The sequence below is a fragment of the Janibacter sp. Y6 genome (assembly GCF_040900765.1).
GTDB lineage: Bacteria > Actinomycetota > Actinomycetes > Actinomycetales > Dermatophilaceae > Marihabitans > Marihabitans melonis.
On sequence record NZ_JAKLYZ010000001.1, the window covers coordinates 1029638 to 1052944 of the forward strand.

A 23307-nucleotide genomic window follows, 5' to 3' on the forward strand; every position below is an offset into this window, starting at 1 on the left:
CGGGGCCGGACCCGGGCCTCAGGGCGGCGGCCCGACGTCACGCACCGCACAGCTGAGGACCCCATGACCCACCGACCTGTCGTCGGCGCGCTGGCCGCGTACGCGGCCCTCGCCGTGGCCGCCCCGGCCGCCGCCATCCAGAGCCCGTCGACGGCGATGTCGTCCTCGAGCAGCACCACGCCGCTCGTCCGGCTCACCGGCACGCTCCTGATGACCGCGGTGGAGCCGGCCCGCGGGTCCACCGTCGCCCCCGGTGCCGCTCACGCCGCCGTGCGGGTCTCCGGCCGGCTCGTGCCGGTCGACGCCGGTGCCGTCTCGGACGTGCCCTCCGGCAGCCGGGTCACCCTCGACGTGCGCGTGCCCGACCCCGTCGTCGATGCCGCCGAGCAGGGCGGCCGGCTGCGGGTGCCGACGCTCGCCGGCCGGACCGTCACCCACGACCTCGGCAGCGCCGCCGTCGACGCCGCGAGCGACGACTCCCCCGCCACCGCGGGCTCCGACATCGGCCGGGCGACGACCGACCAGGCGATCGCCCCGGGCAGCGAGCCGCTCGCCGTCGAGGAGGTCGTCTCGACCCGGGCCGCCGCGGCCGCGGCGTACACCCCGGCGACCCGTGAGGTCACGGTCGTCAACGTGGTCCCGCGCGGTGGCACCGCCGACCCCGCGACGAGCGCCGAGATCAGCAGCATGGTGAGCGGCACGGACGCCTTCTGGCGGGCGAACTCGCGCAGCACGCTCAAGGTCTCGCTGGCGCGGGTCGCTCCGTCCTTCCGGTCCTCCTTCGGGTGCGACGAGCCCTTCGGGATGTGGAACGACGCCGCCGCCCGGCTCGGGTGGCCCGGCAGCTCGGACACGACGCTCGTGCTCGTGCTGCCCGAGCGTCTGCCCTCCTCGCTGGGCTGCGGCTACGGTCTCGGCACGATCGGCGACGACCCGAACAGCCCGGGCTACGTCTACGGCATGGGCACGGCCGTCGACCTCCTCGCTCACGAGATCGGGCACAACATGTCGCTCGACCACGCCGACGTGCTCACCTGCGAGACGAGGGCGCAGGACGCGGCGGTCAGCCGCGGCCGGTGGCCGAGCCGGTGCAGCGAGTGGGAGTACGCCGACGGCCAGGACATCATGAGCCTCGACGGCCCCGGGGCCTCCGGCATGCTCTCCACCCCGCGCGCGTGGCAGCTGGGGCTGCTCGAGCGCTCCGCCGTCACCTCGGTGCCGATCGGGCGGACCACGCGGGTCACGCTGCGTCCGCTGGCCGGGCGCACCGGGGTCCGCGGCGCCACCGTCGTCAGCTCCTACTCCGGGGCTCGCTACTGGGTCGAGTACCGCACCCCCGCCGGCCGTGACCGTGACAACGCCCTCGGTCAGCGCACCGGCGTCCGCGTGCTGCGCATGGGCCCGAGCGGCACGACGGTCCTGCTCGACCCGACGCCCACGGGCGACATGGACGACGAGCTGCGCCTCACCGCCGGCCGCACGCTGCGCAGCTACGACGGGCGCATCCGGGTGACGACCATCTCGACCTCGAGCACCGCCGCGGTCGTCGACATCACGGCGTCCTCGAGCGCGACGTCCTTCTCCCGCGTCTCGGCCCCGTGGGTCGCCGGCACCCGGGGCGTCGGCCGGACACTCACCGCTCGCGAAGGGGGCTGGCTCCCCGTCCCCGCGTCGTACACCTACCGCTGGTACCGCGGCGGCTCCCCGATCAGCGGCGCGACCGGGCGCACCTACCGCCCGACGACCGCCGACGCGGGCCGCTACCTCTCGGTGCGGGTCGTCGCCTCCGGGCCGGGCCTGCTCGCGACGAGCCGCACCTCGGCCGCGGTGGGCATCCCGATCTACGCGACGACCCGGCCGAGCGTCGCGGGCAACCCCCGCGTCGGGCGCACCCTCGAGGCCCGGGTCGGGCGGTGGACCCCGTCACCGACGAGCTACGCCTACCGCTGGTACCGCGACGGCCGGGCGATCTCGGGCGCGACGGGCAAGACCTACCGGGTCACGTCCGCCGACGCCGGGCACCGGCTCCGGGTCGTCGTCACCGCCCGCCGCTCGGGGTACAGCACCGGCTCGACCTCGACCTCCTCCACGGCCGCCGTGACCCGCTGACCGTGGCTCTCCCCTTCGCGCTCGTCCGCGTCACCGGCGCCTCGATGGAGCCGACGCTGCTCGCCGGCGACCTCCTGCTCGCGCGGCGCGGGGCGAGCGTGCGACCCGGTGACGTCGTGCTGTGCGACCTGCCGCCCGACCCGTGGGGCCGGCCGCGCCCGACCGCCGTCAAGCGCGTCACCGGCACCGACCCCGACGACCCCGGGCGCTGGTGGGTCGAGAGCGACGACCCGCGCGCCGGGGTGAGCTCCTTCGACCCGACGGTCGGGTCGCTGCCGCCGGAGGCCGTCCACGCACGGGTGATCCTGCAAGTCCGTTGCAGGAAGTGGGATCTGCGGGTCCGCCGAGTAGGTCCGGCGCCCGCGCGCGACTAGGTTTGGACGTGGACCTGCCCACCATGACGAGAGGACAGACATGCGTCTGCGTGACCTCCTGCACATCCCCACCGTGAGCGCCCACTGCGACCTGCCCTGCGGTGTCTACGACCCCGCCCAGGCCCGCATCGAGGCCGAGTCGGTCAAGGCCATCATCAAGAAGGTCGCCGACAGCGACGACCCCGACTTCCGCACCCGCGCGGTCGTCATCAAGGAGCAGCGCTCGCAGCTCGTCAAGGAGCACCTGTGGGTGCTCTGGACGGACTACTTCAAGCCGCCGCACTTCGAGAAGTACCCGCAGCTGCACACCCTCGTCAACGAGGCCACGAAGCTCGCCGGTGCCTCGGGCACCAAGGGCGAGTTCGACGAGGCCAAGGCCGACGAGCTCCTCGCGAAGATCGACGAGATCGACAAGATCTTCAAGGAGACCAAGCAGGCCTGATCTCGGCCCGCTGACGAAGGGGGACTCGCGCGATCTCGCGCGGGTCCCCCTTCGTCGTGCTCGGGGTGGGCGTTCAGCCCTGAGAGACGACCTCGTCGAGCGCCTCGACGACCTCCGGGTCGTACTCGTAGCCCAGCCCGAGGTGGAGCCGCTCGAGGGCGAGGTGGACGACGCGCTGGCCGTGCGCACCCTCGGTGAGGTCGTCGTAGGCGTTGACGACCTTGATGATGCGGGCCTCGACGGGCAGCTCGCGGCCGATCTCGAGCTGCTGGCGGTAGGGCTCGTGGACGGCGGCGAGGACCTCCTCGAGACCGGGGGTGTCGAGCGCGGTCCGGGCGATCCGGCGCGAGGACTCGATGACGGTCTCGAGCGACTGCGGCGACGCGTCGATCGTCATGCCGTGCTCGAGCGGCACCTCCAGACCCACCTGGCCGATGTCGTGGAGCAGCGCCGCGCGCTCGACCGAGTGCAGGCTGCGCTCGGTGAGGCCGAGGCGGCGGCCGACCTCGACGGAGAGGTCGGCGACCCGCTGCGGGTGCCCGGGGCGGCCGCCCGCGGCGATCGCCGGGATGCGCGAGAGCACGACGAGCGCCTCGCCCTGGGCGCGCTGCACCGCGAGGTAGCGCCGCTGCGAGAGCAGCACGAGCGTGACCGGCAGGACGTACAGCGGCAGGGCGACCAGCCCGAGCACCGGGTAGCTCACGGCGATGAGCGGCCCCGAGGCGGCCACCGCGCCCGAGGTCACCGAGTCGAGGAGGAGCGCGCGCTGGGCGCCAGGGGCGCCGACCTCGCGCGAGCCCACCTGGACGAGCACCTGGGCGGTGCGCTCGACGAGCCAGCCGAGGAGCGCGCACAGCAGCAGCAGGGTCGCCGTGGCCGGGCTCGACAGGTCACCGCCCCAGGCCCACTGGAGCAGGGTGCCGCGGTCCTGCGTGGAGATCCCCCGGCAGGCGACCGTCGTGGCCGCCGCGCCGAGGAAGCGTGCGGCCGCCGGGCCGAGCTGCACCGGGCGGCCGAGGAGCCACGCGATGACCTGGCTGGCGAGGAAGAAGACCCCGAGGATCGCGATGACCCGTGCGGCGGAGGCGAAGCCGCCGGGCGTCACCGCCGGGGTCATGGCCAGAGCGACCGCCGCGGCGGTCGAGATCGGGGCGGCGTGCCGCGAGACCGCGAGGCTCGGCATGACCTCGCCGAGGACGATGCTCGTCCCGGTGATGAGGACGAACCACGTGGGGAAGGACAGCCCGGGCGGGTCGAGGAGCAGGGCGACGCCGAGGACGAGGGCGGCGGTGGCCAGGACGATGCGGGGGCCGACGACCATGAGGGCGCGGGGCGGGCGCAGCCGTCGCTCGCGACCGCCGGGTCGGCTCGGGCCGATCGACGGGTGGGTGCTCGGCGCGCTCATCGGCGCTTCCTCGCGCTCGCGGCGACCCACCGGGTCATCTCGGGATCGGCCTGCTCGACGACGGACCACGACCGGGTGATGAGGTGCAGCTCGTCGTCGTCGACGGGAGCCGGGCGGGACCCGCCCTCGCGCGTCGGCTGGAGGACGGAGGGGTGGCGCTCGGCGACCGTGGTGAGCGCCTCGACGCAGTAGGGGTCGAGGCTGCGGCCCGACCTCTCGGCGCACCGGCGCAGCGCCTCGGTCGTGCTCAGCGCGTCGCCGACGTGCGGCTGGACGAGGCTGACCCAGGTGTCGGCGACGGTGACTATGCGCGCCTCGAGCGGGATGTCGCCGCCGGACCTGCCGTAGGGGTAGCCGCCGCCGTCCCACAGCTCGTGGTGGGCGAGGACGGCGGGCACGGCCGAGCGCAGCGGGCGCACGCCGTGGAGCATCTCGGCGGCGACGTCGGGGTGGCGCACGAGGGTGTCGAGGTCGCGCGCCGCGACCTGCTCCTCGAGCAGGCGTGCGCGGTCGAGTGAGAGCAGACCGATGTCGTGCAGGGCACCCGACGAGCGCACCGCCTCGACCTCGGAGTACGAGAGCGAGAGCTCCTCGGCGACGGCCGTCGCGACGCGGGCGCACAGCTCGGCGTCGGCGCGCGCGCCCGGGGCGCGGATGTCGAGGGCCTCGACGAGGCCCTGGAGCATCGTCTCGTAGAGCTGGTGCTCGCGCGTGTACTGCAGCAGGCCCCACTGGGCAAGCAGGAAGGTCGGCAGGAGCAGGACGACCGCGAACCAGCCCAGACCGACGGGGTCCCACAGCAGGACGAGGAGGTAGGCGGTGACGCCGTAGCCGAGGTAGGCCGGGGCGATCTGGGGCGAGAGCCCCGAGATGATCGTGCTCACCGGGGTGCCCTCGGTGATCCGCAGGATCCCCGCCAGGCTCAGCAGGTTGGTCAGCCCGACGCCGAGCGCGAGCAGGGCCGCGCCGAGGGCGATCTCAGCCGGTGACGACCCCGAGGACAGCGTCTCGGGCAGGACCGTCGTGGCGAGCCCGGACCCGACGAAGACGCCGAGGACCGGCCAGGAGACGTTGAAGAGCAGGAGGTTGAGGTTGCGCCGGTACATCCAGGCGGAGGACGCGGCATGGACGAGCACGGCGCCGACCGGTCCGACGAGCTGCACCGAGGCGAGCAGCACCACGGAGTGCAGCTGGATCGACACGTGCCGGACCGGCAGCGTCGGGGTGGCCCGAGCGGCGAAGGAGATGATGAGGAGCGGCACCACGGCACCCAGCCGCTCCGGCAACCCCCAGATCAACGCCGCCAGGACGACGCTCGCGCTGCTGGCAGCAGCCAGCAGCGCGAGGTATGTCGTGGTCCCGCGCGCACCTGACGTCGTCATGTGTTCGCGGGTCTACTTGTCAGCCGCCCCAGTCGAACCCGCGGACGATCTTCGGGCCGGCAGAGGTCGAGCCGTCGGCCGAGGCAGCCGAGGCGGCGGCGACGCCACCGATGAGCGCCGCGACAGCCAGCGCGAAGGCGACAACAGTGCGCTTCATGATCACACCACACTTTCGAGATAACCCGGGAGGGGACCGGGGGCGGGCCGTAGCCGCGCAACTGTGGCGTGCGCTGGTCTCGTGTCCGCACGGTAATCTTGCCACAGCGGGTCATGAATCCGTATGGGATAGTTGAAGAAATCACCAAACCGGATGCGTCCCGTCCGGCACGACGGAGGAGGTCCCCCATGAGCAAGCGCGCGCGCAAGCGTCGGTCCCGCAAGGGCAAGGCCGCGAACCACGGTCGCAAGCCCAACGCCTGACCGGCCCGTCCCTGCAGGGGACGACGAAGGGGGCGCCCCACCACCTGGTGGGGCGCCCCCTTTCGTCATGCCCGGGCTCTGCTCGAGCCGGCTCAGCCGGGGAAGCCCTCGGGGTTGGCCGACTGCCAGCGCCACGTGTCCGCGCACATGTCCTCGATGGTGCGAGTGACGCGCCAGCCGAGCTCGCGCTCGGCGCGCTCGGTGGCGGCGTAGACGACGGCGAGGTCGCCCGCACGCCGGGGCGCGATGTCGTAGGGCACCTGCGCACCGCTCGCCCGCTCGAAGGCGTCGACCATCTGCAGCACCGAGGTGCCCTGGCCGGTGCCGAGGTTCCACGCGCGCGCACCGATCTCGGGGTGCTCGGCGAGGTGGTCGAGCGCCGCGACGTGACCCTCGGCGAGGTCGACGACGTGGATGTAGTCGCGCTCGGCGGTGCCGTCGGCCGTCGGGTAGTCGTCGCCGAAGACGGCGAGCCGCTCGCGGCGGCCGACGGCGACCTGGGAGATGAAGGGCATGAGGTTGTTCGGGATGCCCTGCGGGTCCTCGCCGATGCGACCCGACACGTGCGCGCCGACCGGGTTGAAGTAGCGCAGCAGCGCGACCTGGAAGCCCGGCGAGGCGGCGGCGACGTCGGTGAGGATCTGCTCCTGCATGACCTTCGTCCACCCGTACGGGTTGGTCGCCGAGGTCGGCAGCTCCTCCGTCATCGGGACGGGAGCGCCCTCGCCGTACACCGTCGCCGAGGACGAGAAGACGAGGCGGCGCACGTCGTGCCGCGCCATCGCCCGCACGAGCGAGAAGGTCGAGCCGATGTTGTTGCCGTAGTACTCGAGCGGCTGCTCGGTGGACTCCCCCACGGCCTTGAGCCCGGCGAAGTGGATCACCGCGTCGAAGTGCTCGTCGGCGAAGAGCTGGGCGGTCTTGTCCTCGTCGCGCAGGTCGAAGCCGTGCACGGTGATCGCCGCGCCCGAGAGCTCCTCGAGCCGGGCGACCACCGTCGGCTTAGAGTTGACGAAGCTGTCGACGACGACGGGCTCGTGCCCGGCCGCGAGGAGCGAGAGGACGGTGTGCGAGCCGATGTAGCCGGCGCCGCCGGTGACGAGGACGCGCATCCGCTCAGCCGTCGTAGCGGATCTCGGTGTACTCCTGCACGACCCCGCCGTCGACGGAGTAGGTGCTGAAGGACTGCATGATCGTCGTCCGCAGCGCCGCCGGCGCCTGCTCGCGACCGCACGAGCGCTTGACGAGCGCCTTGACCATGCGCTCGAGGTCGTGCTCGTCGAGGCAGGGCTGGCACCCGCGCAGGTGCTCGGCGATCCGCTCGTGGTCGGCCTCGGTCATCTCGCCGTCGAGGTACTCCATGATCCGGTACATCGTCTCGGAGCAGTCGACATGGTCCTCGGCGTGCTCGCTCATGACGTCCCCCCTTCGCGTCCGGCGGTCTCCTGGGCCGCGCCACCGATCCCTCGGTCGCGCGCGTAGTCGGCGAGCTTCTCGCGCAGCAGACGGCGCCCGCGGTGCAGGCGCGACATCACGGTGCCGATGGGCGTGCCCATGATCTCGGCGATCTCCTTGTAGGCGAAGCCCTCGACGTCGGCGAGGTAGACCGCCATGCGGAAGTCGTCCGGCAGGTCCTGCAGCGCCCGCGTCACCTCGGTGTCGGGCATGTGGTCGAGCGCCTCGACCTCCGCGCTGCGCAGCCCACGGCTCGTGTGCGACTCGGCCTGGTGCAGCTGGTAGTCCTCGACCTCGGGACTGCTCGACTGCTTGGGCTCGCGCTGCTTCTTGCGGTACGTGTTGATGTAGGTGTTGGTGAGGATGCGGTACATCCACGCCTTGAGGTTGGTGCCCGGACGGTACTGGTGGAAGGCCGCGTAGGCCTTCGCGTACGTCTCCTGGACGAGGTCCTCGGCGTCGGTCGGGTTGCGCGTCGTGCGCATGGCCGCGGAGTAGAGCTGGTCGAGCAGGGGCATGGCCTCGCGCTCGAAGCGGGCTCGACGCTCCTCGGGCGACTCGGACGAGACGTCGACGCCGGCATCGGCGGCAGCCTGCTCCTCGTCGCTGAGCGGTGGGGTGATCGGCTTGGTCATCGCGCTCCAGCCTAGCGGGGCGCTGGTGCGGTCGACGGCGGGCAGCACGAGCACGTGGTGGCCTCTCGCAGTCGGGACAGGGTCGCTCATCTCAACATCCCTCCCCCACCCGGCATTCCCCCGCCCGCGCGCACCCCGCTCCCCCTTCGCCGAGGTATGGCAATCGGTCCGCTGACACCTGCGGATCCCGACAGATCTCCATACCTCGGCGATCCACAGGGGCGCTGCGGCCGGGTCCTCGGTCCACAGGCGGGCGGGCCCGCCTCGCGCGGGGGCGGGCGAAGGGGGAGAACCGAGCCATGGACCTCCCGGTCGCCCTCGGCGACGCCTTCACCCTCGAGCACGCGCGAGCGCAGGAGCGCACGGGCGCCTTCCGCTCCGGCTTCGACATCCCGTCCTCCGGGATCCGGGTGCGACGCGGGGTCGAGCTCACGCTGCCCGAGCGGCTGCGGCTCCTGCGCTCGGTCCTGCCACCGGATGTCGCCTTCTCGCACGACACCGCGGCCGAGCTCTGGGGCCTGCCCCTCCCGGCTCGCAGCGCGGCGCTCGACCCCTCGGTGCACGTGATCCGACCGATCCACCGGCCCCCCGTCGTGCGGCGAGGAGTCCTCTCGCACAAGGGCATCGGCACTCGTGACATCGCCGAGGTCGAGGGCCTGCCGGTGACGACGGTCGTCGACACGTGGTGCGACCTGGCCGCCAGCTGGTCCAGGGCAGCCCTCGTCGCCGCCGGCGACGTCCTGGTGCGCGAGCACGGTGACGAGCACCTGCGCGAGCTCGTCAGCGACCTTCGCGGCTGCCGCGGCGTGCGGACCATGCGCGAGCTGCTGCCCCTGCTCCGCGCGAGGTCCGCGTCACCTACCGAGTCGCGGGCCCGGCTCGTCTTCCACGACGCGGGGCTGCCGGAGCCGGAGCTCAACGTCGAGATCGTCGACGACGTCGGCGTCTGGCTCGCCACCCCCGACTTCACCTGGCGCGCCCAGAAGGTCGTCGGGGAGTACGACGGCGACCAGCACCGCACGGATCGCACCGCGTGGCAGTACGAGCGAGACCGCCGTGCGCGCCTCGAGGACCACGGGTGGACCTATGTCGAGATGACCTACATCCACCTCGTCGACCCGGCGCGGCGAGAGCAGCTCGTCCGCCGTCTCGCGGCGCACCTGCTCTGAGGCCGATCGCGCCGACGCCTCACGGCCGACCGCGCTCCCCCTTCGCCCCTCGCGCTCCCCCTTCGCCCCTCGCCGAGGTATGGCAATCGGCCCTGATCCACGCTGGATCAGGGCCGATTGCCATACCTCGGCGGGGCTGGGGGGGAGGGGGGGACCCGGGCCCGGAGGTGGCGGGCTGGGGGGACCGAGCCCGAAGGGGGCGGGTCGGGTCAGGCGTAGATGTGCCGGGTGGCGCGGGCGCGCTTCTTCAGGCCCTTCATCCCCTGGGTGGCGAGGATCTTCAGGGTCTGCGCCGAGCTCGTGGCGTTCGGGCGCGAGAGGCGGAAGATCTCCGACCACGCGGAGGCGACCTGGCGGGGCAGGCTGCCCTCGACGTAGGTGAGGTCGTACTTATCGAAGAGGGCGCGCACCTTCGGCTGGACCTCGGCGAGCTTGATGCTCGGCATGTCCGGGAAGAGGTGGTGCTCGACCTGGTGGCTGAGGTAGCCGGTCATGACGTGCATCGCGCGGCCACCGCTGATGTTGGCCGAGCCGAGCATCTGACGCAGGTACCACTCGCCGCGGGTCTCGCCGTCGATCGAGGTCTTCGTGAAGGTCTCGACGCCCGACGGGAAGTGCCCGCACATGATGACGCTGTGCGTCCAGTAGTTGCGCACGACGTTGGAGACGACGTTCGCGGCGAGGGTCGGCAGGAAGTTCGGGCCCGACAGCAGCGGCCACAGCACGTAGTCGCGCGCGGCGAGCTTCTTGATCTTGTTGACGACGACCTTCGCGTCCCGCTGGAACTCCGGGTTGGACTTGCGGCCCTTCCAGTTCTTGCCGAGCTCGAGGTCGTAGGCGGCGATGCCGTACTCGAAGAAGGTCGCGTTGACGGCGTTGAGCAGCGGCTGCGCGAGGTAGATCGGGTACCACTTCTGGGCGTCGTCGACGCGCATGATCCCGTAGCCGAGGTCGTTGTCCTTGCCCACGACGTTCGTGTACGTGTGGTGGACCTCGTTGTGGCTGTGCTTCCAGTGCTCCGAGGGCGAGACGTTGTCCCATTCCCACACGCTCGAGTGGATCTTCGGGTCACGCATCCAGTCCCACTGGCCGTGCATGATGTTGTGCCCGATCTCCATGTTGTCGAGGATCTTGGCGACGGACAGGCCGGCGGTGCCGACGACCCAGGCGATCGGGTTGCCGGAGAAGAGCAGGACGCCGCGGCTGCCGATCTCGAGGTAGCGCTGGGTCGCGATGATCTTGCGGATGTAGGCGGCCTCGCGCTCGCCGAGCGAGTCCATCGCCTCGCGGCGGATCTCGTCGAGCTCGCGGCCGAGCTCCTCGATCTGCTCGGGGCTCAGGTGCGAGATGGGGCTCGGCGTCGCGTTGACGACGGTGTGGATCTCCTCCGACCGGCCGCCGGTGATGCGGGCGTCGGTGCGGGTGGGGGTGCGCTCCAGGGTGGCAGTCATGCTCGCTCCTTCTGCTGGATCGTGCAGGCGCCCGCGGCGGCCGAGATGCAGGTCTGCACCTTCACGGGCGGGTCGTCGGTCGTGGTCTCGGTGACGATGCCGGTGCGCAGGTCGCGCACGGCGCCGTCGGTCAGGGGCAGGACGCAGCCCATGCAGATGCCCATCCGGCACCCGCTGGGCATGAGGACGCCGGCGTCCTCGGCGGCGTCGAGGATGGTCGTGGCGCCGTCGACCTCGAAGGTCGGGCTCGCCGTCGGCCGGGCCGTGTCGAGCATCGTCACCGAGCCCCCGTCGCCGGTCACGGCGAGGACGGGGCGGAAGCGCTCGACGTGCATGGCCTCGGTGAGGCCGTGGCCGGCGAAGTGCTCCTCGAAGGCGTCGAGCATCGGCGTCGGGCCGCAGGCCCAGGCCTGCCGCTCGCGCCAGTCGGGCACGACGTCGTCGAGCATCTGCGGCGAGAGCATGCCCTCGTCGTCGGTGTGCCGGACGACGACCCGCACGCCGGGGCGCTCGGCGGCCAGCTCGGCGGCGAAGATGACGTCGGCCGGCGTCGGCGCGCTGTGCAGCAGCACGACGTCGGTGCCCGACAGGTCGTGGCTGCGCAGCATGCCCATGACGGGGGTGATGCCGGAGCCGCCGGTGACGAAGAGGAGGCGCTCCGGGAGCACCTCGGGCAGGACGAAGTCGCCGCTGGCCTGGTCGAGCATGACGAGGGTGCCGGGGCGGGCGTCGTGCACGAGGTGACGGCTGACGAGACCGTCGGCCATCGCCTTGACGGTGATGGTGATGAGCCCGTCGGTGCGGTCGGCCGGCGAGGTGATCGAGTAGGCGCGCCAGCGGCGCACCCCGTCGATGTCGATGCCGAGGCGGATGTACTGACCGGCGCGGTGGCCGGCCCAGTCGCGACCGGGGCGCAGGGTGATCGTCGCGGCGTCCGCGGTCTCGGGGGTGATGGCGACGACGCGGGCGCGCAGCTCGGCGCCGGCGCGCAGCGGCGCGACCATGTCGAGGTAGTCCGTCGGCAGCAGCGGGGCGGCGAGGACCTCGGCGACGCGGGTCGCGGAGGTGCGCAACCGGGCGAAGGGGGAGCCGGCCACGCGGTCGGGGCGGGCATCAGTGGTCATACATCCATGATGTCGGTCCGAACCCCCTGCGGGACTGTCCACCCGGCGTAGTCTTCACGTGCAGAAGTTGTGCGCAGCGAACAAGATCGAGGTGGATGTGGTGCCGGACACCCCCAAGACCCGCTCTCAGGGCAGTGGCGAGCGACCCCGCGCGACGCCCTCCTCCCCGCCCCCCGCGGCCACCCGGACCGCTGCCCAAGCGGCCGAGCTCGCCCTCGACGAGCAGACCGCGCGCTCCCTTCGCTCCCACCTGCCGGAGGTCGCCGAGTCGGTCATCGCCGCGATCATCGAGGAGGTCCCGTCCTACAGCGCGCCCTTCCAGGGCCGGATGGGTCGGGTCATCGAGCAGGCGGTGCGCACCTCGCTCGACTCCTTCCTCGACGCGGCGTCGGCGGCGTCGGGCGCGCGCGCGGGCGAGCAGACCTCGATCGGGGTCGGGGTGCAGGCCGCCGAGCAGCTCGGCCGTGCCGAGGCCCGCGCCGGCCGACCGGTCGAGGCCCTGCTGTCGGCCTACCGCGTCGGCGCCCGGGTCTCGTGGCGCGAGGTCTCGCGCATGGCCGTCGCCCAGGGCGCCGAGGCCGCGACGCTCGGGCGCTTCGCCGAGGTCGTCTTCACCTACATCGACGAGCTGTCGGCCGCGAGCGTCGCCGGGCACAACGCCGAGACGCACACCGCCGAGCGCGCCCGCATCGTCAACCTCGACCGGCTCGTGCGCAGCCTGCTCGTCGGCGCCCCGGAGACCCGGCTCGTCGAGGCCGCGCAGCTCGCCCGGTGGACCCCGGCGCGGACCCTCACCGTCGTGCTCGTCGCCGGCGAGCGCGCGCTCAACACCGCGGCGATGCTCGACCCGCGCACCCTCACCCTCGGCGAGGACCTGCCGCCGGTGCGGGGGCTCCCCGCCCCGGACCGGGTCGCCGCCCTCCTCGTGCCCGACGCCGGCGGCCTTGCCCGCGGCGCCCTGCTCGACGTGCTCTCCGGGCGCGACGCCGTCGTCGGCCCCGCCGTCCCGTGGACCGAGGCCGACCGCTCCTACGCCCGGGCGGTGCGGGCCGCGGTGCTCCCCCGCGAGAGCGGCACCGTCCTCGACACCGACGCGCACCTCGCCCAGATCGTCCTCGCCGCCGACCCCGAGACCCTCGCTGACCTGCGCGAGTCGGCGCTCGCCCCCTTCGCCGATCTCACCGAGGGCAGCGCCGAGCGGCTCGCCGAGACCCTGCGGGCCTGGCTGCTGCTCCAGGGGCGGCGCGAGCTCGTCGCCGAGGCGCTTCATGTGCACCCGCAGACGGTGCGCTACCGCATGGGGCAGGTGCGCGAGCTGCTCGGCGACCGGCTGCAGGACCCCGACGCCGTGCTCGAGCTCGTGCTCGCCCTCAGCGCGCGACCGAGCTGACGAAGGCGGTCACCGCCGGCACGACGTCGCGCTGCGGGGCGGTGAGGCTGTGGGTGCCCGCCACCTCGCTGACGACGACGGAGCGCACGCGCTCGCCGAGCGCCTCGCAGACGTCCTGCGGCCCGCCGAAGGGGTCGGCGCGCCCCTGCACGACGGCGAGCGGCACACCGGACTCGACCGGGGCGAGGAGCTCGCCGACGCGGCTGTGCCCGAGGTCCTTGCCGGGCGGCACGAGGGGGAAGGACAGCGCGAGGACGGCGTCGGCGTCGACCGCGACGCACGTGCGGCACGCGACCCGGGCGCCCGCGCTGCGGCCGCCGACGACGAGCGGGCGGGGCAGCGCCCAGCGGCCCCGGGTGAGCGAGCCGAGCAGCGGGACCCAGGCCGCGTCGAGACGTGAGGGTGGCGAGGCGACCCGCCGGCCCGCGACCCGCCACGGCATCTCGACGAGGGCGACGGTCCACCCGAGCGAGGGCAGTGCCTGCGCGATCGCCTGGAGGTCGGGGGCGTCGATCCCGCCGCCCGCCCCGTGGGTGAGCACGACCGACCCCGCGTCGCCGCGCGGGCCGAGGTGGACCCGCGCCGGACCCTCGGGCGTCTCGACGGTGCGCTGCCTCATCCGCCGATCACCTCGCCGGTCTCGGGGTCGACGACACCGACGAGCTGTGAGGTCGGGACAGGCTCGACCAGGCCGGGGCCGTTGCCCGCGCTGGCGTTGACCGCGGTCGAGACGGGGTGGGCCGCGAGGCGCCCGGGCAGGCTGATGTCGAGCATCTCCTGCACGTGACCGGGGTCGGTGAGGTGCGGGTCGAGCCAGTCGTCCCACACGTCCGGGTCGAGGACGAGCGGCTGGCGGTCGTGGATGCGGTCCATCCCGGGGTCGGCGGTGGTCGTCACGACGGCGAAGGTGGTCAGCCAGGCGGCCGGGTCGTCGGGGTCGGCGACGCCCGGGTCGCGCCAGAACTCGTAGAGCCCGGCGAGCGCGAGGGGGGCGTCGTCGCCGCGATGGATGTAGAAGGGCTGCTTGCGCGGCTTGCCCTTCGCGTCGAGGGCGACCGGCGAGCGCTGCCACTCGTACCAGCCGTCGGCGGGCACGAGGCAGCGCCGGCTCGTCGCCGCCTTCGCGTATGCCGACTTCTCCAGCGCCGTCTCGGCGCGGGCGTTGATCATCCGGATGCCGACCGAGGGGTCCTTCGACCAGCTCGGCACGAGACCCCACGTCATGAGGCGCAGCTGGCGGGCGGGCTCCCCCTTCGTGCCGTCCTCCTCGCGCACCCCGCGGGTGAGCACGACGCGGGCCTGCTTCGTCGGCGCGACGTTCCAGTCCGGGGTGCCCGGTGGCGGCTGCTGCGGGTTCTTCAGCACGGAGCGGCTCGGCTCCGCGGTGCGGTCGAGCTCGACCTGCAGCGCAGCGACGACCTCCTCCATCTCGGCCGATGCCGCATAACGCCCGCACATGCGGGTCAGCCTAGGCACCCCGCGAGGATCACCGGCCCCGCAAGACGTCATACGGTAGGCGCGTACCTGTCCAGCGACCCAGGAGCGACCATGCTCGTCCGACGACTTGCCCGTCCGATGCTCAGCGCCATCTTCATCTCCGGTGGCATCGGTGCGCTGCGCCACGCCCAGGGCCACGAGCCCATGACCGAGAACGTCAAGCCCTTCCTGAAGAAGATCGGCGTGCCGACCGACGACATGGAGACCCTCATCCGCGCCAACGGCGCCGTGATGGTCGGTGCCGGTGCCCTCCTCGCGATCGGCCGCCTCCCCCGCCTGTCCAGCCTGGCCCTGCTCGTCTCGCTCGTCCCGACGACGGCCACCCACGACTTCTGGGCGCAGAGCGACCCGCAGGCCAAGCAGATGCAGCAGATCCAGTTCTTCAAGAACCTCGGTCTGGCCGGCGGCCTGCTCCTCGCCGCGGTCGACACCGAGGGCAAGCCCGGTCTCGGCTACCGCGCGAAGATGGCCGGCGACAGCCTCGGCCGCTCCGCCCACACCGCCAAGCTCGAGGCCCGGCTCGCCGCCGCGAACGCCAAGAGCGCCCTGAGCTGACCCGCATGGATCATCCCGACTGGTCGGCACCGGCGAGCCCCGGTCCCCTCGACGCCAGGGTCGCCCTGCCCGGCAGCAAGTCCCTGACGAACAGGTACCTCGTCCTCGCCGCGCTGGCCAGCGGCACCTCCCGGCTGCGCGCGCCGCTGCGCTCGCGCGACACCGAGCTCATGGCGCAGGCGCTGCGATCGCTCGGGACCGGGGTCGAGGACGCGACGGCCGCCCGCGGCGCCCTCGCCCCGGACTGGATCATCACCCCGTCGGCGCTGCGCGGCGGCGGTGCGGTCGACTGCGGCCTCGCCGGGACCGTCATGCGCTTCGTCCCGCCGGTCGCGGCGCTGTGCGACGGGCCCGTGGCCTTCGACGGCGACGAGCACGCGCGGGTGCGCCCGATGGCGGCGGTGCTCGACGCGCTGCGCGACCTCGGCGTGCGCGTCGAGGACGACGGCCGGGGCGCGCTGCCCTTCGTCGTCCACGGCACCGGGTCGGTGCGCGGCGGCCGGGTCGTCATGGACGCCTCGGCCTCCTCGCAGTACGTCTCGGCGCTGCTCCTCGCGGGGTCCCGCTTCAAGGAGGGGATCACCGTCGTGCACGAGGGCGGCCCGCTGCCCTCCCTCCCCCACGTCGAGATGACCGTCGAGGCGCTGCGCGACGCCGGCGCGGTCGTCGAACACTCCGAGCCGAGCACGTGGCACGTCGAGCCCGGCGAGCTGCTGCCGCTCGACGTCACGGTCGAGCCCGACCTGTCCAACGCCGCCCCCTTCGTCGCCGCGGCCCTCGTCTGCGGCGGCACGGTGCGGGTGCCGCACTGGCCTCAGCACACGACGCAGGCCGGCGACCGGATCCGCGAGCTGCTCGCGGGCATGGGCGCCGAGGTCGTGCGCGAGGGCCAGGACCTGCGGGTCACCGGTCACGGCCAGGTCGGCGCCTTCGACGTCGACCTGCACGACACCGCCGAGCTCACCCCCGTCGTCGCCGCGCTCGGGGCGCTCGCCGACGGCCCGTGCCGCATCCGCGGGGTCGCCCACATCCGCGGCCACGAGACCGACCGGCTCGCCGCCCTGCGCACCGAGCTCGAGGGCTTCGGGGTCGGGGTGGAGGAGCTCGAGGACGGGCTCGTCATCCGACCGGCGCCGTTGCGGGCGCACTCGATGCGCACCTACGCCGACCACCGCATGGTCATGGCCGGTGCGGTCCTCGCGCTGCGCGCGCCCGGCACGGTCGTGCTCGACCCCGGCACCGTGGCCAAGACCCTGCCGAGCTTCACCGGCCTGTGGTCGGACATGCTCGGGCAGCGCTGATGCCGGGCCGGGGACGCGTCTACGACGAGCGCGACGTCCGCGTCCGGCCCAGCCGCCGCGGCACCCGCCCGCGCACGAAGGAGCGTCCCGCCCACGACGACGCCGTCGTGGGCATGGTCACGGCCGTCGACCGCGGCCGGTGGACGACCCTCGTGCCTGCCGACGCGGCCGGGCCGGAGCGGGTCGTCATCGCCATGCGGGCGCGCGAGCTGGGGCGCAGCCCCGTCGTCGTCGGCGACGAGGTGGGCATGGTCGGCGACACCTCCGGCGTCGAGGGGTCGCTGGCCCGGATCGTGCGCATCCAGGAGCGCCGCACGCTGCTGCGCCGTACCGCCGACGACACCGACCCCTTCGAGCGCGCGATCGTCGCCAACGCCGACCAGCTCGTCGTCGTCTCGGCCCTGGCCAACCCCGAGCCGCGACCCCGGCTCATCGACCGCTGCCTCGTCGCGGCGTACGACGCGGGCCTGGACCCGCTGCTCGTCCTCACGAAGTCCGACCTCGCGAGCGGCGAGGACTTCCTCGCCCAGTACGCCCCGCTCGACGTGCCGCACGTGACGACCGCCGTGCTCGAGCCGGGCAGCGAGGGCCTCGCCGCCCTGCAGCAGCGGCTCGCCGGCCGGATGAGCGTGCTCGTCGGTCACTCCGGCGTCGGCAAGTCCACGCTCGTCAACGCGCTCGTGCCCGACGCCGGTCGGGCCATCGGTCACGTCAACGACGTCACCGGGCGCGGCCGCCACACCTCGACCTCCGCCGTCGGCCTGCGCCTGCCGCCCCTCGACGGGTCGGACGACGCCCAGGGCGAGGACACCCCTTCGTCCGGGTGGATCATCGACACCCCGGGCATCCGCTCCTTCGGTCTCGCGCACGTCGAGCCCGACCGGATCATCGGGCACTTCCCCGAGCTGTCGCAGGGCGCCGAGGAGGGCTGCCCGCGCGGGTGCACGCACGACGAGCCCGACTGCGGGCTCGACGAGTGGGTGGAGCAGGGGCACGCCGGGCCCAACGGCGAGCAGCGGCTGGACTCCTTCCGCCGACTGCTGCGCGCCCGCACGCCCCAGACCGGGGACTGAGGGGTCCCGGGGACGGGGCCGCCCGTCGGCTACGTTGACCGGCATGGATCCCAGCCCCTACGGAGACGACCTGCGCCTGGCGCACGTGCTCGCCGACCAGGTCGAGCCGATCACCATGGGGCGCTTCCGCGCCGGCGACCTCGTCGTCGAGTCCAAGCCCGACCTCACCCCGGTGACCCAGGCCGACCGCGACTGCGAGGCGACGATCCGCTCCCAGCTCTCGCGCTACCGCAACCGCGACGCCGTCATCGGCGAGGAGTTCGAGCCGACGGGGCACAGCAAGCGGCAGTGGGTCATCGACCCCATCGACGGCACGAAGAACTACGTGCGGGGCGTGCCCGTGTGGGCCACGCTCATCGGGCTCGTCGAGGACGGTGAGTGCGTCATGGGCCTGGTCTCGGCCCCGGCGCTCGGCCGACGCTGGTGGGCGGCCAAGGGTGCCGGCGCGTGGTCCGGTCGTTCGCTCGCCAAGGCCGAGCAGATCCACGTCTCGAAGGTCGGCGAGGTCGCCGACAGCTCCTTCTCGTACTCCTCGATCGACGGGTGGCGCGAGGCCGGGCGCGGCGTGTCCTTCCTGCGGCTGACCTCCGAGGTGTGGCGCACGCGGGCGTACGGGGACTTCTGGTCCTACATGCTCCTCGCCGAGGGCGCGGTCGACGCCGCCGCGGAGCCCGAGCTCGAGCTCTACGACATGGGGGCGCTCGTCGCGATCGTCACCGAGGCCGGCGGGCGCTTCACCTCGCTCGAGGGCGAGGACGGCCCGTGGGGCGGCAACGCGCTGGCGACGAACGGCCTGCTCCACGACGCCTACCTCGACCGTCTCGCCCCCGACGAGTCCTGACGCGAGCTACCACGCAGTACTGGTGGTGATCAGGACCAGTACTGCGTGGTAGCCGGAGGGGTAGGGGGCGTCAGGCGGGGACGACGCTCACGGGACCGATGCCGAGCGCCTCGACCTCGTCGCGGTACGCCGAGGCGTCGCCGACGACGACGACGGTCCAGTCGGTGCCCACGTCCTCGCGCCACGCGACGTCGAGGTCCTCCGGGGTGAGCCGGCGCATCGCGGCGACCGTGTCGGAGGTGAAGGTGAGCGGGAGCCCGTCGGCCGCGAGGTGGGCCAGCTCGTCGGCGAGCGCGTCGGCGGTCGCGTACCGCCCCGGCGCGGTGAGGGTCATGAAGTCGACTCCCGATGTCGCCTCGACCGGGGTCACCCCGTCGGCGACGCCGCGCAGGATCTCGTCGAGGAGGCGAAGGGAGTCGACCGTCGCGTCCGCGCGCACCGACCCGGAGACGACGAAGGTGCCGCCGACCTGGCGCGGGCGGAAGCCGCTGCGGATGCCATAGGTGTAGCCCTTCTCCTCGCGCAGGACCGCGTCGATCCGGGCGTTCGGGGCGCCGCCGATGACGTAGCCGAGCACCGGGAAGGCCGGCCACCGCGGCGCCCGGCGGTCCGGGCCGGACGTCGCGAGGATGAGCTCGGACTGCACCGAGCCGGGGCGGTCGACGAGCACGACCCGGGCGCCGTCCTGCGCCCGCGGGGCGGGCGCGCGCTCCCACTCCTGCGCCGGGCCCGGCGTCGTCCACGAGCCGAGGCTGGCCTCGAGCAGGCCGTCGACGTCGACTTCGATGAGGTCCCCGGCGACGACGACGGTGCCGCCGTGGGGGTGGACGTGCTCGCGGTGGAAGGCGACGACGTCGTCACGGGTGATCGCGGCGACGCTCTGCGCCGACCCCGCGCCGGGGCGGCTGGCCCGGGTCTGCGGGTCGTAGTACGTCGCAGCCAGCTGGCGCATCGCACGGTGCGGCGCCGAGGCGCGCTCCTGCTCGATGTCCTGCAGCCGCGTGCGCACCGCCCGGGTGACCTCGCCGGGCGCGAAGGCCGGCTCACGCACGATCTCGGTCATAAGGGTGAGCGCCTCGCCGAGATGACGCTGCGGCACGTCGAGGTCGACCCCGAGCGAGCCCTCGCTCATGCCCGCGCCGATCCCGACCCCGAGCCGCTCGAGCATCTCGGAGAGCTCGCGCTGGTCGTGCTGCTGGGTTCCCTCGTCGAGCAGCCCGGCCATGACCCACGCGACGCCCTCGAGCTCGCGCGGCTCGGCGCGAAGGGGGAGCGGCAGGGTGAGGCGCACGGATGTCACGTACTGACCGGGCACGTCGAGGACGAGCGCGGTGAGGCCGTTGGGCAGCTCGCGCACGCGCGGCTCGGGGAAGGTCCACTCCCCCGCGGCCGCGACCTCGGGCCGCCCCGGCTGGGCGGTCGGCTGCTCGGTGCTGTGCTCGGTGCTCGTCTGCTCGGTGCTCATGCGGCCACCTCCGTGCCGGCGCTCGTGCGGTAGGCGACGACGGCGCGCGCCTGCGGTCGCAACCACCGGGCCGCTGCCACGCGCACCTCCTCGGCGGTGATCGCCGCTGCCTCGTCGAGGAAGGTGTTGATGTGCTCGGGGTCGTCGTGCAGCGAGGTGTAGTGGCAGATGATGTCGGCCCGCTCGTCCTTCGCGGCGAGCGCGGAGAGCCACGCCCGCTCCGTCTGGGCCAGCACGGCGTCCATCTGCGCAGCGGTCGGCCCCTCCTGCGCGAAGCGCTCGAGCTCCTCGCAGATGCTCGTCTCGACCTCGTCGAGGGAGGCGCCGTCGGCGATGTCGGCGACGACGAGCCCGAGGCTCACCCCGTCGACGAAGCCCATCGCCGTCGACTGCACGTGGTTGGCGCTGCCCTGCTCGCGCACGAGCTGCTGCTCCAGCGGCGAGAAGCTCAGGCCCGCGAGGCAGTCGAGCGCGACGGAGCACGCGAGGAAGTCCCGCCGCGACCGCCCCGACTCGGCCGGCAGCCGGAAGGCGAGGTGCAGCCGGTCGTTGGGCACCTCGGCCTCGGTGATCTCGTGGCGCACGGGAGAGGTGAGCGGCTCGAGCTGGGCGAGGGGCTCCCTTCGCGGCTCGGCGTGGTGCTCGACCCACCCGAGGTATCGCTGCGCGAGCTCGAAGCCGCGCTCGGGCGTGACGTCGCCGCACAGCGTGAGCACCGTGTTGTCCGGAGCGTAGTGAGCCCGGAAGAACGCGTGGACGTCCTCGAGCGAGGCGGCGTCGAGGTCCTCCATCGACCCGATCGTCGGGTGGTGGTAGGGGTGACCCTGCGGGAAGACCGTCTCGTACACCGTCGTCATCGCCTGCCCGTAGGGCTGGTTGTCGTAGCGCTGGCGCTTCTCCTCCTTGACGACGTCGCGCTGGTTGTCCAGCGCCTCCTGCGTCACGGCGGCCAGGAGCGCGGCGTGCCGGTCGCCCTCGAGCCACAGCGCGAGCTCGAGCGCCCCCGTCGGCACCGTCTCGAAGTAGTTCGTGCGGTCGAACCACGTCGTCGCGTTGAGCCGCCCGCCGACGCCCATGAGCGCCTGGAAGTGCTCGCCCTCGGCGACGTGAGCGCTGCCCTGGAACATCAGGTGCTCGAAGAGGTGCGCGAAGCCGGTGCGGCCGGGCGCCTCGTGACGGCTGCCGACCCCCACCCAGAGGTTGACGGTGACGGTCGGGCTCGTGTGGTCGGGCTGGACGACGACGCGCAGCCCGTTGCCGAGCGTCCTCGTCTCGATCGGGTAGTCCAGGGGCATGGCGTCACCCTAGACGCCGCCCCTGGGCCACCCGCCCGCCAGGACGGGCCGGGCTCAGGCGGCCGAGCCGGCCCCGCCCTCGGCGCGGCCGTCGCGGTCGTCCCGTTCCTCGCCGACGCGCGGCATGCGCGGGTAGGCCGCCTCGTGCCCGAGGTCGTCCATCGCGTTGCGCGCGAAGACCTGCTGCATCGTCATGACGCGCTCGCCGCGGCTGTCGCCGAAGAAGGTGATGAACCAGTTGAGCAACGTCGACACGCGCGTCTTGAAGCCGACCATCGCCATGAGGTGCACGGCGAGCCACGCCATCCACGCGATGAATCCGCTGAAGTTGATCTTGCCGACGGAGGCGACGGCGGAGAACTTCGAGATCGTCGCCATCGAGCCCTTGTCGCGGTAGACGAAGGGGCCGGCCGGCGCCTTGCCCTCGAGACGCCGCACGATCTGGTCGGCCGCGTAGCGCCCGCCCTGGATCGCGAGCTGGGCGACGCCCGGGTAGCCCTTGAGGTTGACCATGTCGCCGATGACGAAGATCTCGGGATGACCCGGCACGGTGAGGTCGTCCTCGACGTGCACGCGGCCCGCGCGGTCGACCTCGGCACCGGTCTGCTCGGCGACCATCCGGCCGAGGGGCGACCCGGCGACGCCGGCGGCCCACACCTTCGTCATCGCGTCGATGCGTCGACGCTCGCCGCCCTCATCCTCGACCTCGATGCCGGTCTCGTCGACGTCGACGACCTTCGCGCCGAGCTGGACGTCGATGCCGCGCTTGATGAGGCTGGTGCGCGCCTTCTCCGAGAGGCGGTCCCCGAAGGTCGGCAGCACCTTCGGCGCCGCGTCGAGGAGCACGACGCGGGCGTCGTGCGGGTCGATCCGGCGGAACTCGCGCTTGAGCGTGCGCTGCGAGACCTCGGCGATCTGACCGGCCATCTCGACCCCGGTCGGGCCGGCGCCGACGATGACGAAGGTGAGCAGCCGCTCGCGCTCGGCGGGGTCGTCGGCGAGCTCGGCGAGCTCGAAGGCCCCGAAGATCCGACCGCGCAGCTCGAGCGCGTTGTCGATGTCCTTCATGCCCGGCGCGTGCCGCGCGTAGTGGTCGTTGCTGAAGTAGGACTGTCCGGCGCCGGCGGCGATGACGAGGCTGTCGTAGGGCGTGGTCGTGTCGCGACCGACCGCGCGGTGGGTCACCGTGCGGGCCTCGACGTCGATCGCGTGCACGTCGCCGAGCAGCACCTCGACGTTGGCCTGGTGGGCGAGCACGTCACGCGTCGTCGGGGCGATGTCACCCTCGGAGAGGATGCCCGTCGCCACCTGGTAGAGCAGCGGCTGGAAGAGGTGGTGGGAGGTGCGCGAGACGAGGGTGACGTCGACATCGGCGCGAGCGAGCGCCTTGGCGGTGAAGAGACCGCCGAAGCCCGATCCGATGATGACGACACGGTGCCGGCCAGTACGTGCGTTCACCCCATCCATTGTGCCCGCCTCCCTCTCCTGGCGACGAAACGGCGGCTCCTCGCTGTCCACCCTTCGGTCGGGCGGCTAGTTGTACTCGGTCACGACGTTGGTGACAGGCGGCTGATGGGTGGGAGTCCGCCCAGAGCGGTGTGGCGTCGTCGAGTGTTGTACTGCTCGAGCCAGGGTGCAAGGGCGGCTGCGCGGTCGGTGTTGCTGGTGAAGACCTGCCGGTAGGCCCATTCGGTGGCCAGGGTGCGGTTGAACCTCTCGACCTTCCCGTTCTGCCAGGGGCAGTGCGGGCGGATGAACTTGTGCCGGGCGCCCAGGGTGGTCATCGCGTCCTTGACGTCGTTGCTCTTGCGGTAGCTGAAGTGGTTGTCGGTGATGACCCGCTCGATGGCGGTGATGCCGTAGGTGGCGAAGTGTTCGGCGGCGCGCAGGATGAACGCGGCGCAGGTGGGGCCCTTCTCGTCGG

General features: G+C 73.1%; 23 protein-coding genes. 9 read left to right on the forward strand and 14 right to left on the reverse strand.

Going from position 1 to position 23307, the window contains the following annotated elements; all coding sequences use genetic code 11:
• Positions 1–63 precede the first annotated feature (63 nt).
• Genes L6241_RS04760 through sodN form a run of 3 tightly spaced genes read left to right on the forward strand, consistent with a single transcriptional unit; the run spans position 64 to position 2925 of the window.
• A complete protein-coding gene (locus L6241_RS04760) occupies positions 64–2109 on the forward strand; it encodes a hypothetical protein (RefSeq protein WP_368245096.1) in 2046 nt (681 codons plus the stop codon).
• A gap of 2 nt (positions 2110–2111) precedes the next feature.
• Positions 2112–2483, forward strand: coding sequence for a S24/S26 family peptidase (locus tag L6241_RS04765; protein ID WP_368245097.1), 372 nt, complete (start codon positions 2112–2114; stop codon positions 2481–2483).
• Positions 2484–2523: 40 nt separating this feature from the next.
• Positions 2524–2925, forward strand: coding sequence for a superoxide dismutase, Ni (gene sodN / locus L6241_RS04770; protein WP_068277561.1), 402 nt, complete (start codon positions 2524–2526; stop codon positions 2923–2925).
• Positions 2926–2998: 73 nt separating this feature from the next.
• Here the strand turns inward: sodN and L6241_RS04775 are convergent, their stop codons facing one another.
• The 6 genes from L6241_RS04775 to L6241_RS04800 form a co-directional block, all read right to left on the reverse strand.
• Positions 2999–4330 (reverse strand): HD-GYP domain-containing protein, encoded by a 1332-nt coding sequence (locus L6241_RS04775; RefSeq protein ID WP_368245098.1) that lies wholly within the window; start codon positions 4328–4330, stop codon positions 2999–3001.
• Complete coding sequence (locus L6241_RS04780) at positions 4327–5712, reverse strand: HD-GYP domain-containing protein (RefSeq protein WP_368245099.1); 1386 nt, start codon at positions 5710–5712, stop codon at positions 4327–4329. Before L6241_RS04780 ends, L6241_RS04775 begins: the two co-directional genes overlap by 4 nt.
• Positions 5713–5731: 19 nt before the next feature.
• Complete coding sequence (locus L6241_RS04785) at positions 5732–5869, reverse strand: hypothetical protein (protein WP_191565054.1); 138 nt, start codon at positions 5867–5869, stop codon at positions 5732–5734.
• Positions 5870–6224: 355 nt separating this feature from the next.
• Positions 6225–7244: a UDP-glucose 4-epimerase GalE gene (gene galE, locus L6241_RS04790; RefSeq protein WP_368245101.1), complete on the reverse strand. Its 1020-nt coding sequence runs from the start codon at positions 7242–7244 to the stop codon at positions 6225–6227.
• A gap of 4 nt (positions 7245–7248) precedes the next feature.
• The gene (gene rsrA, locus L6241_RS04795) at positions 7249–7548 is read right to left on the reverse strand and encodes a mycothiol system anti-sigma-R factor (RefSeq protein ID WP_123092112.1); all 300 of its coding nucleotides are present in this window, start codon (positions 7546–7548) and stop codon (positions 7249–7251) included.
• Positions 7545–8222 (reverse strand): sigma-70 family RNA polymerase sigma factor, encoded by a 678-nt coding sequence (locus L6241_RS04800; protein ID WP_368245153.1) that lies wholly within the window; start codon positions 8220–8222, stop codon positions 7545–7547. Before L6241_RS04800 ends, rsrA begins: the two co-directional genes overlap by 4 nt.
• Positions 8223–8521: 299 nt before the next feature.
• Between L6241_RS04800 and L6241_RS04805 the strand changes: the two genes are divergently transcribed.
• Positions 8522–9391, forward strand: a complete 870-nt coding sequence (locus tag L6241_RS04805; protein ID WP_368245102.1) for a hypothetical protein — start codon at positions 8522–8524, stop codon at positions 9389–9391.
• A gap of 209 nt (positions 9392–9600) precedes the next feature.
• Here the strand turns inward: L6241_RS04805 and L6241_RS04810 are convergent, their stop codons facing one another.
• Positions 9601–10842 (reverse strand): fatty acid desaturase, encoded by a 1242-nt coding sequence (locus L6241_RS04810; RefSeq protein ID WP_368245103.1) that lies wholly within the window; start codon positions 10840–10842, stop codon positions 9601–9603.
• Positions 10839–11966 carry a ferredoxin reductase gene (locus L6241_RS04815; protein WP_123092115.1) on the reverse strand — a complete coding sequence of 376 codons (1128 nt, stop codon included), beginning with the start codon at positions 11964–11966 and terminating at the stop codon, positions 10839–10841. The genes L6241_RS04810 and L6241_RS04815 overlap by 4 nt, the downstream gene beginning before the upstream one ends.
• 100 nt (positions 11967–12066) lie before the next feature.
• Here L6241_RS04815 and L6241_RS04820 point away from each other — a divergent pair, with 100 nt between their 5' ends.
• Positions 12067–13356 (forward strand): PucR family transcriptional regulator, encoded by a 1290-nt coding sequence (locus tag L6241_RS04820; RefSeq protein WP_368245104.1) that lies wholly within the window; start codon positions 12067–12069, stop codon positions 13354–13356.
• Here the strand turns inward: L6241_RS04820 and L6241_RS04825 are convergent.
• Together L6241_RS04825 and L6241_RS04830 are read right to left on the reverse strand one after the other, a co-directional pair.
• On the reverse strand, positions 13337–13975 hold the full coding sequence (locus L6241_RS04825) for an alpha/beta family hydrolase (protein ID WP_368245105.1): 639 nt from the start codon (positions 13973–13975) through the stop codon (positions 13337–13339). The genes L6241_RS04820 and L6241_RS04825 overlap by 20 nt on opposite strands.
• Positions 13972–14814, reverse strand: coding sequence for an SOS response-associated peptidase (locus tag L6241_RS04830; protein WP_368245107.1), 843 nt, complete (start codon positions 14812–14814; stop codon positions 13972–13974). Before L6241_RS04830 ends, L6241_RS04825 begins: the two co-directional genes overlap by 4 nt.
• 90 nt (positions 14815–14904) lie before the next feature.
• Here L6241_RS04830 and L6241_RS04835 point away from each other — a divergent pair, with 90 nt between their 5' ends.
• Genes L6241_RS04835 through L6241_RS04850 form a run of 4 tightly spaced genes read left to right on the forward strand, consistent with a single transcriptional unit; the run spans position 14905 to position 18623 of the window.
• Positions 14905–15408, forward strand: a complete 504-nt coding sequence (locus L6241_RS04835) for a DoxX family membrane protein (RefSeq protein ID WP_068277524.1) — start codon at positions 14905–14907, stop codon at positions 15406–15408.
• A 5-nt stretch (positions 15409–15413) separates the two neighbouring features.
• The gene (gene aroA / locus L6241_RS04840; protein WP_368245108.1) at positions 15414–16709 is read left to right on the forward strand and encodes a 3-phosphoshikimate 1-carboxyvinyltransferase; all 1296 of its coding nucleotides are present in this window, start codon (positions 15414–15416) and stop codon (positions 16707–16709) included.
• Positions 16709–17782, forward strand: coding sequence for a ribosome small subunit-dependent GTPase A (gene rsgA / locus L6241_RS04845; protein WP_368245110.1), 1074 nt, complete (start codon positions 16709–16711; stop codon positions 17780–17782). Before aroA ends, rsgA begins: the two co-directional genes overlap by 1 nt.
• 43 nt (positions 17783–17825) lie before the next feature.
• Complete coding sequence (locus L6241_RS04850) at positions 17826–18623, forward strand: inositol monophosphatase family protein (protein WP_368245111.1); 798 nt, start codon at positions 17826–17828, stop codon at positions 18621–18623.
• A 70-nt stretch (positions 18624–18693) separates the two neighbouring features.
• Here the strand turns inward: L6241_RS04850 and L6241_RS04855 are convergent, their stop codons facing one another.
• The 4 genes from L6241_RS04855 to L6241_RS04870 form a co-directional block, all read right to left on the reverse strand.
• Positions 18694–20088, reverse strand: coding sequence for a M16 family metallopeptidase (locus tag L6241_RS04855; RefSeq protein ID WP_368245112.1), 1395 nt, complete (start codon positions 20086–20088; stop codon positions 18694–18696).
• Positions 20085–21383, reverse strand: a complete 1299-nt coding sequence (locus L6241_RS04860) for a M16 family metallopeptidase (protein WP_368245113.1) — start codon at positions 21381–21383, stop codon at positions 20085–20087. Before L6241_RS04860 ends, L6241_RS04855 begins: the two co-directional genes overlap by 4 nt.
• A 54-nt stretch (positions 21384–21437) precedes the next feature.
• Positions 21438–22841 carry an NAD(P)/FAD-dependent oxidoreductase gene (locus L6241_RS04865; RefSeq protein ID WP_368245114.1) on the reverse strand — a complete coding sequence of 468 codons (1404 nt, stop codon included), beginning with the start codon at positions 22839–22841 and terminating at the stop codon, positions 21438–21440.
• 89 nt (positions 22842–22930) lie between these two features.
• A partial coding sequence (locus L6241_RS04870; RefSeq protein ID WP_368245115.1) for an integrase core domain-containing protein occupies positions 22931–23307 on the reverse strand: 377 nt, incomplete at its 5' end.

Bases quoted from the DNA above. Each gene is read 5' to 3' on its own strand.
- L6241_RS04850 (WP_368245111.1), top strand. From the start codon at position 17,826: ATGGATCCCAGCCCCTACGGAGACGACCTGCGCCTGGCGCACGTGCTC.
- L6241_RS04800 (WP_368245153.1), bottom strand. From the start codon at position 8,222: ATGACCAAGCCGATCACCCCACCGCTCAGCGACGAGGAGCAGGCTGCC.
- L6241_RS04775 (WP_368245098.1), bottom strand. From the start codon at position 4,330: ATGAGCGCGCCGAGCACCCACCCGTCGATCGGCCCGAGCCGACCCGGC.
- L6241_RS04815 (WP_123092115.1), bottom strand. From the start codon at position 11,966: ATGACCACTGATGCCCGCCCCGACCGCGTGGCCGGCTCCCCCTTCGCC.
- aroA (WP_368245108.1), top strand. From the start codon at position 15,414: ATGGATCATCCCGACTGGTCGGCACCGGCGAGCCCCGGTCCCCTCGAC.
- L6241_RS04785 (WP_191565054.1), bottom strand. From the start codon at position 5,869: ATGAAGCGCACTGTTGTCGCCTTCGCGCTGGCTGTCGCGGCGCTCATC.
- L6241_RS04805 (WP_368245102.1), top strand. From the start codon at position 8,522: ATGGACCTCCCGGTCGCCCTCGGCGACGCCTTCACCCTCGAGCACGCG.
- L6241_RS04825 (WP_368245105.1), bottom strand. From the start codon at position 13,975: ATGAGGCAGCGCACCGTCGAGACGCCCGAGGGTCCGGCGCGGGTCCAC.
- sodN (WP_068277561.1), top strand. From the start codon at position 2,524: ATGCGTCTGCGTGACCTCCTGCACATCCCCACCGTGAGCGCCCACTGC.
- L6241_RS04855 (WP_368245112.1), bottom strand. From the start codon at position 20,088: ATGAGCACCGAGCAGACGAGCACCGAGCACAGCACCGAGCAGCCGACC.
- rsgA (WP_368245110.1), top strand. From the start codon at position 16,709: ATGCCGGGCCGGGGACGCGTCTACGACGAGCGCGACGTCCGCGTCCGG.
- rsrA (WP_123092112.1), bottom strand. From the start codon at position 7,548: ATGAGCGAGCACGCCGAGGACCATGTCGACTGCTCCGAGACGATGTAC.
- L6241_RS04780 (WP_368245099.1), bottom strand. From the start codon at position 5,712: ATGACGACGTCAGGTGCGCGCGGGACCACGACATACCTCGCGCTGCTG.
- L6241_RS04760 (WP_368245096.1), top strand. From the start codon at position 64: ATGACCCACCGACCTGTCGTCGGCGCGCTGGCCGCGTACGCGGCCCTC.
- L6241_RS04830 (WP_368245107.1), bottom strand. From the start codon at position 14,814: ATGTGCGGGCGTTATGCGGCATCGGCCGAGATGGAGGAGGTCGTCGCT.
- L6241_RS04810 (WP_368245103.1), bottom strand. From the start codon at position 10,842: ATGACTGCCACCCTGGAGCGCACCCCCACCCGCACCGACGCCCGCATC.
- L6241_RS04835 (WP_068277524.1), top strand. From the start codon at position 14,905: ATGCTCGTCCGACGACTTGCCCGTCCGATGCTCAGCGCCATCTTCATC.
- galE (WP_368245101.1), bottom strand. From the start codon at position 7,244: ATGCGCGTCCTCGTCACCGGCGGCGCCGGCTACATCGGCTCGCACACC.
- L6241_RS04860 (WP_368245113.1), bottom strand. From the start codon at position 21,383: ATGCCCCTGGACTACCCGATCGAGACGAGGACGCTCGGCAACGGGCTG.